Source organism: Amycolatopsis sp. NPDC057786 (assembly GCF_042797905.1).
GTDB lineage: Bacteria > Actinomycetota > Actinomycetes > Mycobacteriales > Pseudonocardiaceae > Amycolatopsis.
Genome location: NZ_JBHVKW010000001.1, coordinates 73,305 through 89,067, shown reverse-complemented (window position 1 = coordinate 89,067; position 15,763 = coordinate 73,305). Strand labels below are relative to the sequence as shown.

Sequence of the window (15,763 nt, the reverse complement as noted above, 5' to 3'; positions counted from 1 at the left end):
GGGTGACGCTTAACCAACACGCCCGCCCCCGCGGGGGGGCTGCGACCACCTGCCCCCCCCCCCCGCTTCCGTGCTCGGGCCTACTTCATCGTGGCGAGCTGGATCAGGTTGCCGCACGTGTCGTCGAAGACGGCGGTGACCACGGGCCCCATGTCGACGGCGTCCTGCGTGAACTCGACGCCCAGCCCCTTGAGGCGGTCGACCTCTGCGTACACGTCGTCGACGGCGAACTGGGTGAACGGGATGCCGTCGTCGGTCAGTGCCTTCTTGAAGGGTTTCGCCGCGGGGTGGCCGTCCGGTTCCAGCAGCAGCTCGACACCTTCGGGATTGGCGGGGGAGACCACGGTGAGCCAGCGGGCGTCGCCGGTGGGCACGTCGTGTTTCTTGATGAAACCCAGTTTTTCGGTGTAGAACTCCAGCGCCTTGGCCTGGTCGTCGACGAAGACGCTGGTGATGTTGATCCGGATCACGGGTTCGGTTCCTCTCGGTCGATGGGCCACCGCTCGACGATCGACCGCAACGGGCTCGTGTCGATGTGGTGGAACTTGTAGCGGCCCTGTCGCCGGGTGTGCACCAGGCCCGCTTGTTCGAGCATCGCGAGATGCTGCGAGATGGCCTGCCGTGACGAGGCAAGGCCATGTTTCATGGTCAGCCTGCCGCAGATCTCGAACAGGGTCTGACCGTCCTTTTCGGTCAGCTCGTCCAGGATGGTGCGCCGCGTCGCGTCGCCGATCGCCTTGAACAGGTCGCCGTCCACGACCCCGTTATAGGCAAGTCGTCACTTGCCTGTCAACTCGGGGCTCAGGAATCGAGGTAGCGCAGGATCGCGAGGACGCGACGGCTGTACCCGGCGGTGCTGGCCAGCCCGAGCTTGTCGAAAAGGGCGTTCACGTGCTTCTCGACGGCGCTCAGCGACACGAACAGCGTCTCGGCGATCCCGGCGTTCGTGTGGCCCTGCGCCATTTTCTCCAGCACTTCTCGCTCGCGGACGGTCAGTTTCGCGAGCGGATCGGTATGCGTGGTCCGCGCGAGCAGCCGCCGGACGACCTCCGGATCGAACGCCGCACCGCCCGCGGCGACGCGGTCGAGCGCGTCCAGGAATTCGCCCACTTGGGCGACCCGGTCCTTCAGGAGATAGCCGACGCGTTCGCCGTCGCCGGTGATCAACTCGGCGGCGTAGCGCTTCTCGACGTACTGCGAGAGCACCAGCACTCCGATCTCCGGCCAACGCTTCCGGATCTCGAGCGCCGCGCGAAGCCCCTCGTCGGTATGGGTCGGCGGCATACGGACGTCGGTGACGATCACGTCCGGCCGATAGGCGGCCGTCGTCGAGAGGAGCGCGTCGCCGTCGCCGACCGACGCCACGACCTCGTGCCCCTCTTCGACCAGCAACCGGACCAGCCCCTCGCGCAGCAGGGTCGAGTCCTCGGCGAGGATCACCCGCACGGCAGCACCGCCGTCACCACGGTCGGGCCTCCGGGTGGACTGTCCACAGTGAACCGCCCATCCGCCGCCGCGACGCGCCGTGCAAGGCCGGACAGACCGCCGCCGGACTGCCGCGCCCCGCCCGTACCGTCATCGGTGATCCGCACCCGCACCCTGTCCCCGTCCCGCTCGGCCTCGATGTCGATCCGCGTCGCCGCGGCGTGCTTGATCGTATTGGTGACCGCTTCGGACGCGACGAAGTAGACGACGGTCTCGATGGCGGGCGGTGGCCGCTCCGGCAGGTCGACTCGCAGGTGGACCGGCACCCCCGAGCGTTCCGCGAGCGCTTCCAGCGCGGGGTGCAGCCCGTCCGCGTCCAGCGCGATCGGGTACACCCGCCACGAAACCTCGCGCAGGTCGACGAGGGCGCGCTGGGATTCCTCGTGCGCTTGCCGGAGCAGATCCGACGCGTGCGCCGGGTCGGTGGCCCGCCGTGCGCGGCCGAGCAGCATCCCGAGCGCGACGAGCCGCTGCTGGACGCCGTCGTGCAGGTCCCGTTCGATCCGGCGGCGCTCGCCGTTGACCGCCTCGACCACCTCGGCCCGGCTGGTCGCGAGTTCGGAGACCCGGCGGCGCAACTGTTCCTTCTTGCTGGGCCCGAAAAAGTGCATCGCCAGCTTGCGGTCCAGCGTCGCGGCCCCGATAAGCCCTTGCAAGGAAAGGAAAAGGAGCAACGCGCCGAAGAGCACGGTGGTGACCGGGTCGTACCAGTCTGCCGGGGCGTCACCGCCCGGCGATCTGCCGTCGAGGAGCTGATACCCGATGATCAGTCCGGACCCGGCTCCCAGGACGATCAGGCCGAAGACCCCGGCGCTGAGCAACCCGATGACGCAACGCGGGACCAGGTAGGCCATCGCACGGCGGCCGGTGTAATCCGTCGCGTTCTCGTCGCCGAAGTACTTCTCCAGCCGTTGTCGCTCCATTTCGGACAGTGTGCGTGCGCCGGAGAAAACGGGCCGCCGCAACGCGGGGACCGCGAGTGCGATGCCGCCGAAAAGCACGTAGAAGAACTCCGCGACCCCGGTCGTGGCGCCGATCGCCAGGCCCAGGGTGCCGCGGAGCATCTTGCGCAGGTAGCGGCGCATCGCTGCCGGAACAGGCATAGCGCCAGGTTAGCGGGGTATCCGAAGGCCGGTATTGCGGTTTTCCGCAGTGATTTGTGCCGCTTCACCCCAGGGTGCGGAACCCGGGTGATTCGTACGTTCGTTGGCAACTGCAGACGACCACGAAAGGCCGCCATGAACCTCCTGCTCGCCCAAACCGCCAGCGAATCGATGGGAGGACTCGCCGGCTGGGCGGTGTCACTGATGGACGCGCTGGGCGGTCCGGGCGCCGCGATCATCGTCGGCCTGGACAACCTGTTTCCGCCGATCCCCAGCGAACTGGTGCTCCCGCTCGCCGGGTTCTCCGCCAGCCAGGGCACGTTCACCCTGGTGGAAGCGCTGGTGTGGACGACCTTCGGCTCGGTCGCGGGCGCGGTCATCGTGTACTACCTCGGCCTCCTGCTCGGCCGGGACCGCACCCGCCGGTGGATGGCGAAGATCCCGCTGGTCAAGACGTCCGACTTCGACAAGACAGAGGCCTGGTTCCAGAAACACGGCACCAAAGCGGTGTTCTTCGGCAGGATGGTGCCGATCTTCCGCAGCCTCATCTCGCTGCCCGCCGGGATCGAACGCATGCCGTTCTGGCGGTTCCTGGCCCTGACCACGCTGGGCAGCCTGATCTGGAACACGGTGTTCGTGCTGGCGGGCTACGGCCTCGGGGAGAGCTGGCACCTGGTCGAGGAGTACGCCGGGTTCTTCCAGTACTTCGTGATCGCCGCCGTCGCGATCGCGGTGACCCTCTTCGTGGTGAACCGCCTGCGTGAGAAGAACCGCACCAACGCCTGAGCCCGTGCGGGCGCCCCTTGCCCGGGGCGCCCGCACCGGGTCTCAGGAACGGAAGGGGCCGGTCACCTCGTAGGTGATCCCGCCGGAGGACGAACCGGAGGTACCGCGTTGCGACGAGAAATACAGCCGGTCACCCGCCGGAGTGAACGCGGGACCGCAGATCTCCGACGAGCTCTGGCCGTTGATCCGCAGGAAGGGCGCCACGATGTCGTTCGGCGTGATGATGCAGATCTCCATGTTGCCGCCGTCTTCGGCGACGTACAGGTCACCCGACGAGGTCCCCGTGACGTTGTCGACGCCGGTCAGCGGGGCCGAGCCGGGGCTGACCAACGAGTCGTCGTAGGCCAGCTCGTAGGTGTTGTTCGTCAGGTTGAGCTGCCAGACGCGGTTGTCGCCCTTGGTCGTGAACCACGCGGTGTCGTTGGCGTAGTGCAGGCCTTCGCCGCCGGAGAACCGCTTCGCGCCGGACACCTGGTTGCGGGTGGCGGTGGGAGAGCCGTCGGGGTCGGGCACGTTCGCCCAGGTGAAGCTGCCCGAGGTCGCCGTGCCCGCCTTCAGCACCTGCAGCGTTCCGGTGGAAAGGTTGCCCCAGGTTGTCGGGACGAAACGGTAGAAGCAGCCGTCCGAGGTGTCCTCGGTCAGGTAGACGACTTTGCGCACCGGGTCGGCCGCCGCGGCCTCGTGCTTGAACTTCCCCATCGCGGGCCGCTGGACGGCGGCCGTGGCCGGGCCGTTCGGCTGGCATTCGTAGACGAACCCGAGGTCGATCTCCTCACAGGAAAGCCAGGTGTTCCAAGGGGTCTTGCCGCCCGCGCAGTTCTGGCGCGTGTTCGCCAGGATGCGGTGGGCGCCGGTGATGTTCCCGCTCGCGTCGAATTTGACCGCGCTCGCCCCGCCGCCCGGGGTGATCTCCGAGTTCGACACGTAGATCCAGCCGCTGCCGTCGGCGAACACCGCACCGCCGTCCGGGGCGCTGTGCCAGGTGTAGCCGGTGTTCGCGACCTTCTGGCCGGACCTCGCGATGACGCGGCTGGTGAATCCCGCCGGCAGCTGGATCCCGTTCGCGTCGGCCGCCTGGAGCGCGCCGTACGAGCTGGGGCCGTTCTGAGCCGGCGCGGCGAGGGCCGCCCCCGAGAGCCGGTTTCCGAACGCCGTGACACCGGCGCCGACCACGGCCGCGCGCAGGAAATTCCGTCGCTTCACTCATGCCTCCGAGACATCCGCTGATGTGGTGGTGCGGGAAGGAGCGGGTCGGAGAGTACGGGCGGAACGGGACTTCCAGGTGAATTCGCGGCATATTCACCGCGAGAAGAGAACTTTCGTAGGGAATCCTCGCTCAGCACAATTTCCCGGGCTTTGCGGAGCCCTGGCGCGTCGGCCCCGCCGCGCCGTTCCGCGACGGCCAAAGCGAGCAGTATCCGATCGATCGGCGCGCATCCGCCATTGCGGTGGTGGCGACGTCCGATCAGGTGACGCCAGTCGGCGAGATACTCGTCGATTCCCGGCTCTCCGGGCACTGCCCGGAGCAGGGCGCGCAACAGTACCCTCATCTGGTTTTCGTTGCCGGGCAAGGTATTCCTGGCCAGCGTGTCGGCCAAGGTGCTGCGGGACCAGCCGGTCGCGGCGGCCAGCGCGCGGATACTGAGGCCGCTTCGGTCGCGAAGTTCACGCAGTCGCGCCATGAACTCCGCTTCGGTGTTCATCGATGTGCCCCGGCGGGCACGGGGTGACGGAGAACGGCGCCGAACAGGGCGATGGCGATGCCCGCGGCGAGCGAGGCACTGGTGCCGGCGAAGGTCAGTGCCGCGGTGAAACCGGTGAGAATGCTCAGACAGACGATCTGACCGGCCGAAACGCACCTGCGCCTCGGCCGCAACGGGGAAAGAATTCCTTGACTCATGACCTTGCCCTCTCAAGGATCACGCACCCCGGCTGGGTGACACGCAATACACGTTATCAAAACGTGATAGGGAGTTTAAGGTGAGGCAATGTCCGGGTTCGTCCGGATCTCGGAATGCCGAAAGCCCCGGATCCTGGGCAGGATCCGGGGCTCGGCCTCGCGCTGTTACGCCGCTTGGGCGACCGGAGCCGTCGCCGGGGCCAGCGCGATGTCCAGGACGTCACGGACATTCGCTACGGCGTGGACGTCCAGCTGCGCCAGCACTTCGGCCGGGACATCGTCCAGATCGGGTTCGTTGCGCTGCGGGATGATCACCGTCTTCATCCCCGCCCGGTGCGCGGCCAGCAGCTTCTGCTTCACCCCGCCGATCGGCAGCACACGCCCGGTCAGCGAGACCTCACCGGTCATCGCGACGTCCGACTTCACGACCCGGCCCGACAGCAGGGACGCCAGTGCGGTCGTCATCGTGATGCCGGCGCTCGGACCGTCCTTGGGCACCGCGCCCGCGGGGACGTGCACGTGGATGCCGCGATCCTTCAAGTCGCCGACCGGCAGTTCCAGCTCGGCGCCGCGCGAGCGCAGGTACGACAACGCGATCTGCACCGACTCCTTCATCACGTCACCCAGCTGACCGGTCAGCGAGAGCCCGGTCGAGCCCGACTCCGGATCCGCCAGCGACGCCTCGATGTAGAGGACGTCACCGCCGGCGCCGGTCACGGCCAGTCCGGTCGCCACACCGGGGGTCGACGTGCGCTGCGTCGACGCGGGCAGCGAGGACTCCGGCAGGTGCCGCGGGCGGCCGAGGTAGGTCTCGAGCCCGTCGGCGTCGATCGTCAGCGGCAGCTCGACCTCATCGAGGGCGACCTTGGTCGCCACCTTCCGGAGCACCTTCGCGATGGTCCGGTTCGCGTTGCGCACCCCGGCTTCCCGCGTGTACTCGGCGGCGATGCGGCTGAACGCGCCGTCGGTCAGCGTGACGTCGTCCTTGCCGAGGCCGGCCCGCTCCAGCTCGCGGGGGAGCAGGTGGTCGCGGGCGATGGTGACCTTCTCGTGCTCGGTGTAACCGTCGAGGGTGACCAGCTCCATCCGGTCCAGCAGGGGGCCGGGGATGGTCTCGAGCGCGTTCGCCGTCGCCAGGAACACGACGTCGGACAGGTCGAGCTCGACCTCGAGGTAGTGGTCGCGGAAGGTGTGGTTCTGCTCCGGGTCCAGTACCTCCAGCAGCGCGGCCGTCGGGTCGCCGCGGTAGTCGGCGCCGACCTTGTCGATCTCGTCGAGTAGCACGACCGGGTTCATCGAGCCCGCTTCCTTGATGGCGCGGACGATCCGGCCGGGCAGCGCGCCGACGTAGGTGCGGCGGTGACCGCGGATCTCGGCCTCGTCGCGGATACCACCGAGCGCCACCCGGACGAACTTGCGGCCCATCGCCTTCGCCACGGATTCACCGAGCGACGTCTTGCCCACCCCGGGAGGGCCGGCGAGCGCCAGCACCGCGCCCGAACGCCGCCCGCCGACCGGGCCGAGCCCGGACTCCGCGCGACGCTTGCGCACGGCCAGGTACTCGATGATGCGTTCCTTCACGTCGTCGAGACCGGCGTGGTCGGCGTCGAGGATGTCACGCGCGGCGGCGATGTCGTGGACGTCGGTGGTGCGCTCGTTCCACGGCAGTTCGAGGACGGTGTCCAGCCACGTGCGGATCCAGCCGCCCTCGGGAGACTGGTCGGAGGTCCGCTCCAGTTTGTCCACTTCGGACAGTGCGGCCTTCTTGACCGCGTCCGGCAGTTCGGCGGCCTCGACGCGGGCGCGGTAGTCGTCGTCGTTGGCCGTGCCGTCGAGTTCGCCCAGCTCCTTGCGGATCGCCTCGAGCTGGCGGCGCAGCAGGAACTCCTTCTGCTGCTTCTCCATGCCCTCCTGGACGTCCTTGCGGATGGTGTCGGTGACCTCGAGTTCGGCCAGCTGCTCGCGGCTCCATTCGAGGGCCTTCTCCAGCCGCGTGGAGACGTCGAGCGTGGTCAGCAGTTCGAGCTTCTGCTCGGTCTTGAGGTAGGACGAGTTGCCCGCCAGGTCGGCGAGCGCGGACGGATCCTCCACCTCCTGGACGGCGTCGATCATCTGCCAGCCACCGCGCTGCTGCAGGATCGCGAGGACCACGCTCTTGTACTCGGACGCGAGCTTCGCGGAGTTGTCGTCCGTGGTCTCGGTGGCGGCCTCGGCGTGCACCCAGCGGGCGGCGCCGGGACCGTCGGCGATGCGGCCGACGACGGCGCGGCGAGTGCCGCGCAGCAACACCGCGGTCTTGCCGCCGGGCACGCGCCCGATGCGTTCGACGGTCGCGATGGTGCCGAGTTCGGCGTACTCGCCGTGGACGCGGGGGACGATCAGCACTTCGGCCTTCGTGGCGGCGCTGGACCGGATCCCCGGGAAGGAAGCCTGGGCAGGCGTGTTGGCCTGGGCGGACTCCACCGCGGCGCGCGTCTCCGTGTCGGCGAGGTCGAGCGGGACGATCATGCCCGGCAGCACGACGTCGTCATCGAGCGGGAGGACGGGCAGGAGGCGGTTGTCGGTCATCTGTGCACTCCTCGGTTAGTTGAGTCTGTCTAGCTCAACTCTCCGATCGACCCGTTTGTTTCCTTTCCGCGTTCGCCGTCAGCGATCACCCTCCCCTCCGACCTCTAGCGCCCAAAGCGTCGCGTTTAGCAGGCTAAACGCGACGCGTTGCGGCGAAAGGTCGGATGTCAGGGGTGGACGGCGACCCCGCACCAGGCGAACGGCCGGGCACCTTCCTCGTCCCGTCGCAGCTCCCGCACCGGCCGCCACTCGGGCAGATGGACGACGCCGGGCTCCAGCAACGGCCAGTCCCCGAAGAGCGGCTCGATCTCTTCGCGGTCCCGCATCCACACCGGGTTGCTCGTCTTCCGGTACTGCTCGACCATCCAGTGGAGCCCGTCGGCCTCCTTGCCCGTCTGGCCGCCGAAGCTCATATGCGACAGCCCCAGCCAGCTGCCCGGCGCCAGCGCGTTCCGGTAGGTCGCGACCAGCGCGGGCGGATCGTCGTGCGGCCCGGCGAAATGCAGCACGGCCATCATCATCAGGCACACCGGCTGGTCGAAATCGATCAGCCGCAACGTCTCCGGATGGCGCAGGACGTCCTTCGGCCGCCGCATGTCGGCCTGGATGATCCCGGCCCAGTCGGTCGCCTCGTGCCGTTCGAGGATCAGCTCCGCGTGCGCCACCGCAACCGGCTCGTAGTCGACGTACACGACCTTCGCCGTATCGCCGGGCTCCAGTTCCTCCTGGACGATCTCGTGCACGTTCCCGGCGGTCGGGACACCGGAGCCCAGATCGATGAACTGCCGGATCCCGGCGTTCAGCGCCGCGCGCACGACCCGGTTCATGAACTCGCGGTTGTGCCGCGCGCCCGGTTTGACCCACCGCCACTGTTTTTCCAGCGCGCGGGCGAACTCGCGGTCGACCGCCCAGTTGTGGGTCCCACCGAGGAACCAGTCGTAGATCCTCGCCGCGGACGGCTTTTCGGTGTCGACCCCGGTCGGCGCCACCGGGGCCGCGTCATCGTCCCTCTTCACGGAATGAGCCTATCGGGATCAGGGCACCGCCGGTCGGCGTTGCCAGTACGTCCAGAGCGGCCGGTAGCCCTGCGCGTACCAGAACGGCGTCGAACGCGGGTTGGCCAGCGCGTGGTGCAGCAGCACCGCTTCGGCGCCGCATTCGTCGAAGACCTGGTGCGCGTGCGCGGCGAGCGCCGTCCCCACCCCGCTCGAGCGAGCCGGTTCGGCCACCGCGAGCGACGACAGGTAGCCGACCTTCTCGGCCGCGACCCGGCCACCGATCCACCCTGTCTCGCCGGGGAACTGCACCCGGACCATGCCCAGCGGGCGGCCGTACAGTTCGGCGATCCACAACGTCGGATTTTCGCGTCCGACGTGTTTCGACAGCTCCGCCGTGATCGTTTCCTCCGCGCCCTCGCGCAAAGTGACAGAACCGAACTGCGCGTCGTAACGCTGCAATTCCAGTTCGAGTCCGACGGCGGTTTCGAGATCATCCGCTTCGGCGGGCCGGATGTGCACTCCGGGCGTGGCGGGCGGACCCGTCACGGCGAGCCGGTCGGCCGGGCGGACCGCGATCACCAGCACCGGCGCGAAGCCGCGGCGCAGCAATTCGGCCGAACCGGGGGAGTCCCGGCTGGGTCGCACCACCGTCGCCGCGGTCTCGACATCCCCAGGTGGGGCCACGGTCTTCAGATGTTCATCCCATCGGGTGAGTAATGCGTCAAGGGCCGCTTCCGGGCGAGGCCCGGTGAGCCGTGCTTCGAGGCGATGCTCGACGAGCGCCCGCCACGGAGAGTCAACAGAATCGGGACTCGCCTCGGTCCGTACCGACAATCCGGCGGCGGCTGAGTCGCCTGCCGTCGCGGAGAGTGACACGGAGCTCTCGACAGGCTCCAGTGCAGGCATTTCGGGAAGCAGGGAGTCCACGGTGGCGAGCCGCTCGGCGTGCCCGGCGGCGATGGCGTGGCTATTCATAGGGCTATTCAAGCCCCTACTCGCGGGTCCGCCGGGAACTTCACGAGATTGGCCGGGGCGTGGCGCCAGGTGACTTCCGGTAGTCGGAAGGAACGCGAATAACGCTCCCATTTCACCCCTTGGTCCACGCAGGTCAGCGCGACGCGCCCATTGTTAACCCTGGGGTGATCTCATACTGTCTCGAATGGGACTCGGGTACGCCCTCCGGGGTACTGTATTGCCCTCGTCCCGAGGTCGCGGTAGGACAAGACCGGTTGGGCAGCCGGGAAGGAAGGTCGGATGCCGGACACGAACGGCAGGCCCGGGAGCGCCGCACAGGCGCCGGCGGGCAAGGGAGGCGCCGTTACGGAGGCTCGTACCGACGAGCGACGATTCCGCGTCTACACCTTCGCGGTACTCACCATGGGCATCGCCGCCGCGGCCGCGGTCAGCCTCTGGCTGGACTTCGAGGCCTCGGACGACCTGTTGTGGATCGGGCCGATCCTCGCGCTCGCGTTCCTTCTCGCCGAACAGCTCGGCATCAACGTCGACGTCCGCAGCGGTATCTCGTGGACGATCTCGTTCACCGAGATCCCGCTGGTCATCGGCTTCTTCGTCGCTCCGTTCGAAGTCGTGCTCGCCGCCCATCTCGCGGCGGGCATCGGGACATTGCTGGCCCGCAAGGTCGCGGGCCGCGTGCTCTACAACGCCGGCGCCTTCCTGCTGGAGATCACGGGCGCGTTCGCCGTGGCGGGGCTGGTGAAACAGGCCTCCGGCGCCCACGACATGACCTGGATCGCCGCGCTGGCGGGCACTTTGACCGCGCCGCTGGTCAGCACGCTGCTCGCGCTCGCCGCGGTCCGCGTGCTGCGCCGCCGCATGCGGGTCAGCACCGCGATCCGGCTGACCGGCCGCATCCTCGTCGTCGGTTTCGTCAACGCTTCGGTCGGTCTTTCCGGATATTTGGTCATTTCCGGGACGCCGAAGGCCTGGCCGCTCGTGCTGGCCGTCTTCCTCGGGCTCACCGCGTTGTACTGGGCGTACTCCGACCTGCTCCGTGAGCAGCGCGACATGGAAGCGCTGTCCGACGTCAGCCTGATGGTCGCGCGATCCGGTCAACAGGCCGCCGCGCGGCCGGCCGGGCGAGCCGACGAACTCGTCGGCGGGGTCGACGTCCGTGAATGGGCGACCATCGCCGAACGCATCAAGGACCAGCTCGCCGCCGGCCGGGTCGTGCTCAGGCTGCGGCTGGAACCGAAGGACACCATGCGGATGGTCGTCGCGGGCGACGAACTGCCGCCCGTCGACCCGGCCGCCGACGACCCGCTGCTGCGCCTGCCCGGCGCGCACGTCCGGCATTTCCGGATCACCGAAGCCAATCCCGACGTCCGCTCCGCGTTGCTCGACCGCGGCGCGCAGGAGGCGCTGGTCGTCCCGTTGCGCAGCGCGAACCAGCTCCTCGGCGTCGTCGAAGCGCACGACAGGCTGTCCCGCTGGCGTGGGTTCGGCAAGTACGACGTCCAGCTGCTCGGCACGATGGCCAGCCACCTCGCGACGTCGCTGGACAACCGGCGCCTGCTCGCGACCCTGCGCCACGACGCCTACCACGATCCGCTGACCGGCCTGCTCAACCGGCCGGGCTTCCGCCAGGTCGCCAAGGAACCGTTGCGGGAACAGGTCGACGCGGTCGTCCTTCGGATCGACCTCGACGTCTTCTCCACCGTCAGCGACGCACTCGGCTACGTGTGGGCCGACCGGATGGTCATCGCCGCGGGCCGCCGGATCCGCGACGCGCTCGGCCCCGACGTCCCGCTCGCCAGGCTCGAAGGCGCGTCCTTCGCGGCGCTCCTCGTCGGCTGCGCGCCGGAACGCGCCCAGGCCGCCGCCGAACTGCTACGCGCGGAACTCGTCGCCCCGTACCCGGTGGACCGGCTCTCCGTCGAAGCCAACGCGATGATCGGCTACGCCACGTCCTCGGCGGAAGACGACGACCAGGTCGACGTCGACGGGCTCCTGCAGCGCGCCGACGTCGCCGTCCGCGCGACGAAGGGCGGCGAAGAGGTCCGTGGCTACATGGCCAGCATGGGCCAGATCTTCATGCGCCGGTTCCAGATGGTCACGCAGTTTCGGCAGTCTCTGGAAGAAGGCCAGCTCAGCGTCCACTACCAGCCGAAGATCACCTTGCCGAACAGGCAGATCCAGGGCGTCGAGGCGCTCGTGCGCTGGGTGCACCCGGAGTTCGGCAGGCTCGGCCCGGACGAGTTCGTCCCGGCGATCGAAGCCGCCGGCCTCATCGGCGTCCTGACGTCGTTCGTGCTCGAAGAGTCGTTGAAACGCGTGCGCAAATGGCTCGACGAGGGCCTGCGCATCTCCGCCGCGGTGAACCTGTCGGTGCGGAACCTGGCCGACGAGGACTTCCCGACGAAGGTCGCGCGCGAACTCGACCGTTTCGGCATCCCGCCAGAGCTGCTCACCTTCGAGCTGACCGAGTCCGGTGTGATGTCCGACCCGCAGAAGGCGCTGCCGATCCTGCGGGAGCTGCACTCGCTGGGCATCGTGCTCGCCGTCGACGACTTCGGCACCGGCTACTCGTCGCTGGCGTACCTACGGCAGCTCCCGGTCGACCAGGTCAAGATCGACAAGAGTTTCGTCCTCGGCATGGGCACCGACCTCGGAGACCTCGCCGTCGTGCGCTCCATCGTCGAACTGGGTCACTCGCTCGGCCTCACGGTCGTGGCGGAGGGCGTCGAGGAAGACGTCGCGCGGGATCAGCTCGAAGCGATGGGGTGTGACGTGGCACAGGGCTACCTCATCTCGCGGCCGCTGCCGGAGGACCGTCTGGAGGCGTGGCTGCAGGCCCGCACGGCGCGCTCGCCGGGGCGGCACTCGGAGACCGTCCTGACCCTGCTGACCTGAGGTTTTGCGGTAAGGGGACCCCCCTGAAATCGGGGTCCTCGGAAGTTGGTAATCTTTCCAAGTCCTCGCGAGAGGCAAGGCCCCTTTAGCTCAGTCGGCAGAGCGTCTCCATGGTAAGGAGAAGGTCTACGGTTCGATTCCGTAAAGGGGCTCGCGACCTCAGCCGCGTCACGTAAGCGTGTCGCGGCCAGGTTCATGTAAGGCGGTGTAGCTCAGCTGGCAGAGCAAGCGGCTCATAATCGCTGTGTCGCCGGTTCAAGTCCGGCCACCGCTACGCGGTAATCCTGGGTATCCCAGGCCTAGTAGAGAAGGAAATGCTGTGGCTGCCACTGACGTGCGACCGAAGATCACGCTCGCGTGTGAGGAGTGCAAGCACCGCAACTACATCACCAAGAAGAACCGGCGCAACAACCCGGATCGCCTGGAGATGAAGAAGTTCTGCCCGAACTGCGGTACGCACCGGACTCACAAAGAGACCCGCTGAGCGTCTAGCGGTTCTACCTGTCTTACCCGAAGCCGTCCTGGTCACCAGGGCGGCTTCGGGTATTTTTCGGGTTCGGTAGCCTGCTCGGGTGGCCTTGGACCAGTCGTTCACCGGGCGGGTGTACCCGCCGACCAGTACCTATGAAGTGAGTCGCGAGAAGATCCGGGAGTTCGCCGACGCGCTCGGCGACGCGAACCCGCTCTACCGCGACACCGAAGCGGCGAAGGCGGCCGGCTACCCCGACGTCATCGCGCCGCCGACGTTCCTGACGATCATCAACCTCGCCTCGATCAACGCGATCGTCTCGGACCCCGAGCTGGGTCTCGACTATTCGCGGATGGTCCACGGCGACCAGCGGTTCACCTACACGCGGCCGGTGCACGCGGGCGACGTCCTGTCGCTCACCACGTACATCGACAACATCATGACCCGCGCCGGGAACGACTTCATCAACCTGCGCGCCGAGATCTCCGGTGCCGACGGCGGCCCGATCGCCACCACGAACGCCCAGCTCGTGGTCCGAGGGGAGGACGCGTGAGCACGTTCACCGCCGGGGAAGAACTGACCCCGCTGACCATCGACGTCACCCGGGAGCAGCTGGTGCGCTACGCCGGCGCCTCGCTGGACTTCAACCCGATCCACTGGAACGAGGCCTTCGCCAAGGAGGTCGGCCTTCCCGACGTGATCGCGCACGGGATGCTGACCATGGCGCTCGGGGCGCGGCTCGTCACCGACTGGCTCGGCGACCCCGGCCGCCTCGTCGACTACTTCGCGCGCTTCACGCGCCCCGTGGTCGTGCCGAACGACGGCGCGGCGACGATCGAGTTCACCGGGAAGGTCGCCGTGGTCAACGACGACGGCACCGCCCGCGTCGACATCACCGCCAAGTTCGAAGGCAAGGCCGTCCTCGGCAAGGCGCAGGCGGTCGTCCGCGCCTGACCTCAGGGGGAGCAAGGGACCTTTGCTATCGCTCGCTTAGCATGCCTAAGTAAGTGAGAGCAAAGGTCCCTTGCTCTCTTTCCGCAGGTCAGCGCGTCCGTGAGGGATCCACGCTGGCTCGCGTAGGGACGCGAAGAGACTTCGCGAGCTTGAGAAGGGTCGCTTCGCGGCTTTAGTCGCCCGTACGCCGCATGACCGGACCAATGGCGCCCACTGTGTGGATTTTGGGACGTTGGATGACCCGAAATCCACACAGTCCCGCGTGACAGGTCCGGTCATGCGGGCTGGGCCCGCCGGCCCAAGGGCCCACCGAAGCAAGACCCGAAGAACCCCTACGTGAGCTTCAGCAGCTTCTCGATGACCTCCGCCATCCCTTCCGCGCCCCGCGCGTTCGGGTGCAGCGGCGCCGCGGGCACGGAGGGAGCGGGTCCTTCGACCCAGCGCCGGTTCGCGGCGCTGCACATGTCCCGCCCCTTGCTCGCTGTCGACATGTCGGCGAAGCCCGCTTCGTGCTCCTTCGCCGTCTCCTGCAACGCCTCGTTCAGTCGCTTCAGCGAGTCGCGGAAGTAGGCCACGTCCCCCGCGCCGACCGGCAGGACCGGCCAGCAACCGGCGTCGTCGTCCGGCAGGACCGTCGGATACCCCACGACGACAACGCGTGCCGAAGGGGCCTTCGCGCGGATCTGGTCCAGAATCCCGCCGAGCCGCCCCGCCGCGGCGGTGATCCGCTCGGCCAGTTGGTCACGTCCGCCCGCGGTCAGCTGGGTCTTGCAGGGCGAGGCGGTCTGCACCTGCGTCGCGCACTGGCTCGCGAAGCCGACAAAGCCCACGTCGTTGCCCCCGATCCCGACGGTCACCAGGGTCGTGTCGACGTCGATGGCGTCGATCTGAGGAGCGTTCGCGCCGTCCCGGGTCTTCTGCTCACCGGTGAGGTGTTCGGTCGTGGCGCCACCGCAGCTGGCGTCGACGAACTCGGCCGGGCGCAGCTTCGCGGCGAGCAGGCTCGGGTAGTTGTTGTCCGAGCGGTCGCAGCCCGGCGGCTCGCCCACGGGCCGTCCGGTGCCCGGCGAAGCCGTGTAGGAGTCACCCAGCGCCACGTACCGGCCGGCGCCGTCCGAAACGGTGACTCCCTCAGGTGTCACCGATGTCCCACGCTCCCACAGGTGGTAAGCGATCCCCAGGACGGACAGCACGATCACCAGGAAGAGGCAGCCTCCGCCCGTTCTCCGCTGCGTCACCCGTTCGTTGTACGCGACCTGGGTCACGTTTGTCATCGGTCCGCTCGTCGGTGAACGACGCGTGAACGGGTGATCTCCGGTTGCCCGAGACGTGGATCACGTTCAGGGTGATGCCCGTACCTGCCCCGAGGAAAGGCGGAAACCGTGAGCCTGAACTTGACCAAGCTGGTCGACAAGGCATGGGAGGACAAGGGGATCAGCGAGCTGCTGGACGCTCCCCCGTCCGCCCTCGAAGGCCTGACCAAGAAGCACGACGAACTCCTCGCCGAGCTCAAGATCAAGACCATCCGGGACCTCGGCAACTGGAAGTACGCCGCGAAGGCCCACGCGCTGGTTCAGCTCGCCGACGGCGAATCCTGAGCCGCGGAAGGCCCTTCCCGGTGAACGGGGAG

General features: G+C 68.2%; 17 protein-coding genes and 2 tRNA genes. 8 read left to right on the top strand and 11 right to left on the bottom strand.

Annotated features, from left to right (window positions below; translation table 11 throughout):
- Positions 1 to 80: 80 nt before the first annotated feature.
- The 4 genes from ACFVM3_RS00505 to ACFVM3_RS00490 are packed head-to-tail and all read right to left on the bottom strand — an operon-like array spanning position 81 to position 2,588.
- Entirely contained in the window at positions 81 to 470 is a 390-nt protein-coding gene (locus tag ACFVM3_RS00505; RefSeq protein WP_378434220.1) for a VOC family protein, read from the bottom strand.
- Positions 467 to 757 carry a helix-turn-helix transcriptional regulator gene (locus ACFVM3_RS00500; protein WP_005152025.1) on the bottom strand — a complete coding sequence of 97 codons (291 nt, stop codon included), beginning with the start codon at positions 755 to 757 and terminating at the stop codon, positions 467 to 469. The genes ACFVM3_RS00505 and ACFVM3_RS00500 overlap by 4 nt, the downstream gene beginning before the upstream one ends.
- 44 nt (positions 758 to 801) lie before the next feature.
- On the bottom strand, positions 802 to 1,446 hold the full coding sequence (locus tag ACFVM3_RS00495; protein WP_378434219.1) for a response regulator: 645 nt from the start codon (positions 1,444 to 1,446) through the stop codon (positions 802 to 804).
- Positions 1,437 to 2,588 (bottom strand): sensor histidine kinase, encoded by a 1,152-nt coding sequence (locus ACFVM3_RS00490; protein ID WP_378434217.1) that lies wholly within the window; start codon positions 2,586 to 2,588, stop codon positions 1,437 to 1,439. The genes ACFVM3_RS00495 and ACFVM3_RS00490 overlap by 10 nt, the downstream gene beginning before the upstream one ends.
- Positions 2,589 to 2,723: 135 nt before the next feature.
- Between ACFVM3_RS00490 and ACFVM3_RS00485 the strand changes: the two genes are divergently transcribed.
- The gene (locus ACFVM3_RS00485; protein WP_378434215.1) at positions 2,724 to 3,374 is read left to right on the top strand and encodes a DedA family protein; all 651 of its coding nucleotides are present in this window, start codon (positions 2,724 to 2,726) and stop codon (positions 3,372 to 3,374) included.
- A gap of 42 nt (positions 3,375 to 3,416) precedes the next feature.
- On the opposite strand, the gene ACFVM3_RS00480 is transcribed toward ACFVM3_RS00485, so the two are convergent.
- The 6 genes from ACFVM3_RS00480 to ACFVM3_RS00455 form a co-directional block, all read right to left on the bottom strand.
- Complete coding sequence (locus ACFVM3_RS00480) at positions 3,417 to 4,577, bottom strand: alkaline phosphatase PhoX (RefSeq protein WP_378434213.1); 1,161 nt, start codon at positions 4,575 to 4,577, stop codon at positions 3,417 to 3,419.
- Complete coding sequence (locus tag ACFVM3_RS00475; protein WP_378434211.1) at positions 4,574 to 5,077, bottom strand: helix-turn-helix domain-containing protein; 504 nt, start codon at positions 5,075 to 5,077, stop codon at positions 4,574 to 4,576. Before ACFVM3_RS00475 ends, ACFVM3_RS00480 begins: the two co-directional genes overlap by 4 nt.
- The gene (locus ACFVM3_RS00470; RefSeq protein ID WP_378434209.1) at positions 5,074 to 5,274 is read right to left on the bottom strand and encodes a hypothetical protein; all 201 of its coding nucleotides are present in this window, start codon (positions 5,272 to 5,274) and stop codon (positions 5,074 to 5,076) included. The genes ACFVM3_RS00475 and ACFVM3_RS00470 overlap by 4 nt, the downstream gene beginning before the upstream one ends.
- Before the next feature lie 165 nt (positions 5,275 to 5,439).
- Complete coding sequence (gene lon, locus ACFVM3_RS00465) at positions 5,440 to 7,842, bottom strand: endopeptidase La (RefSeq protein WP_378434208.1); 2,403 nt, start codon at positions 7,840 to 7,842, stop codon at positions 5,440 to 5,442.
- Positions 7,843 to 8,009: 167 nt separating this feature from the next.
- The gene (locus tag ACFVM3_RS00460) at positions 8,010 to 8,858 is read right to left on the bottom strand and encodes an SAM-dependent methyltransferase (protein ID WP_378434206.1); all 849 of its coding nucleotides are present in this window, start codon (positions 8,856 to 8,858) and stop codon (positions 8,010 to 8,012) included.
- A gap of 18 nt (positions 8,859 to 8,876) precedes the next feature.
- Positions 8,877 to 9,815 carry a GNAT family N-acetyltransferase gene (locus ACFVM3_RS00455; RefSeq protein ID WP_378434204.1) on the bottom strand — a complete coding sequence of 313 codons (939 nt, stop codon included), beginning with the start codon at positions 9,813 to 9,815 and terminating at the stop codon, positions 8,877 to 8,879.
- A 279-nt stretch (positions 9,816 to 10,094) separates the two neighbouring features.
- Here ACFVM3_RS00455 and ACFVM3_RS00450 point away from each other — a divergent pair, with 279 nt between their 5' ends.
- The 6 genes from ACFVM3_RS00450 (at position 10,095) to ACFVM3_RS00425 (ending at position 14,133) form a co-directional block, all read left to right on the top strand.
- Positions 10,095 to 12,710 carry a putative bifunctional diguanylate cyclase/phosphodiesterase gene (locus tag ACFVM3_RS00450; protein ID WP_378434202.1) on the top strand — a complete coding sequence of 872 codons (2,616 nt, stop codon included), beginning with the start codon at positions 10,095 to 10,097 and terminating at the stop codon, positions 12,708 to 12,710.
- 79 nt (positions 12,711 to 12,789) lie between these two features.
- Positions 12,790 to 12,862 (top strand) — tRNA-Thr (locus ACFVM3_RS00445).
- Between the two features lie 49 nt (positions 12,863 to 12,911).
- A tRNA-Met gene (locus ACFVM3_RS00440) sits at positions 12,912 to 12,984 on the top strand.
- A gap of 45 nt (positions 12,985 to 13,029) precedes the next feature.
- Entirely contained in the window at positions 13,030 to 13,194 is a 165-nt protein-coding gene (gene rpmG / locus ACFVM3_RS00435; protein WP_005152047.1) for a 50S ribosomal protein L33, read from the top strand.
- 88 nt (positions 13,195 to 13,282) lie between these two features.
- Positions 13,283 to 13,732: a MaoC family dehydratase N-terminal domain-containing protein gene (locus ACFVM3_RS00430; protein WP_034304171.1), complete on the top strand. Its 450-nt coding sequence runs from the start codon at positions 13,283 to 13,285 to the stop codon at positions 13,730 to 13,732.
- On the top strand, positions 13,729 to 14,133 hold the full coding sequence (locus ACFVM3_RS00425) for a MaoC family dehydratase (RefSeq protein WP_007030997.1): 405 nt from the start codon (positions 13,729 to 13,731) through the stop codon (positions 14,131 to 14,133). The genes ACFVM3_RS00430 and ACFVM3_RS00425 overlap by 4 nt, the downstream gene beginning before the upstream one ends.
- Before the next feature lie 332 nt (positions 14,134 to 14,465).
- Here the strand turns inward: ACFVM3_RS00425 and ACFVM3_RS00420 are convergent, their stop codons facing one another.
- Positions 14,466 to 15,398: an SGNH/GDSL hydrolase family protein gene (locus tag ACFVM3_RS00420; protein ID WP_378434582.1), complete on the bottom strand. Its 933-nt coding sequence runs from the start codon at positions 15,396 to 15,398 to the stop codon at positions 14,466 to 14,468.
- 117 nt (positions 15,399 to 15,515) lie between these two features.
- Between ACFVM3_RS00420 and ACFVM3_RS00415 the strand changes: the two genes are divergently transcribed.
- Positions 15,516 to 15,731 (top strand): hypothetical protein, encoded by a 216-nt coding sequence (locus tag ACFVM3_RS00415; RefSeq protein ID WP_378434200.1) that lies wholly within the window; start codon positions 15,516 to 15,518, stop codon positions 15,729 to 15,731.
- Positions 15,732 to 15,763 lie beyond the last annotated feature (32 nt).

Excerpts from the sequence above, each read along its gene's own strand:
- ACFVM3_RS00490 (WP_378434217.1), bottom strand. The coding sequence starts at position 2,588 with ATGCCTGTTCCGGCAGCGATGCGCCGCTACCTGCGCAAGATGCTCCGC.
- ACFVM3_RS00485 (WP_378434215.1), top strand. The coding sequence starts at position 2,724 with ATGAACCTCCTGCTCGCCCAAACCGCCAGCGAATCGATGGGAGGACTC.
- ACFVM3_RS00475 (WP_378434211.1), bottom strand. The coding sequence starts at position 5,077 with ATGAACACCGAAGCGGAGTTCATGGCGCGACTGCGTGAACTTCGCGAC.
- ACFVM3_RS00470 (WP_378434209.1), bottom strand. The coding sequence starts at position 5,274 with ATGAGTCAAGGAATTCTTTCCCCGTTGCGGCCGAGGCGCAGGTGCGTT.
- lon (WP_378434208.1), bottom strand. The coding sequence starts at position 7,842 with ATGACCGACAACCGCCTCCTGCCCGTCCTCCCGCTCGATGACGACGTC.
- ACFVM3_RS00455 (WP_378434204.1), bottom strand. The coding sequence starts at position 9,815 with ATGAATAGCCACGCCATCGCCGCCGGGCACGCCGAGCGGCTCGCCACC.
- ACFVM3_RS00450 (WP_378434202.1), top strand. The coding sequence starts at position 10,095 with ATGCCGGACACGAACGGCAGGCCCGGGAGCGCCGCACAGGCGCCGGCG.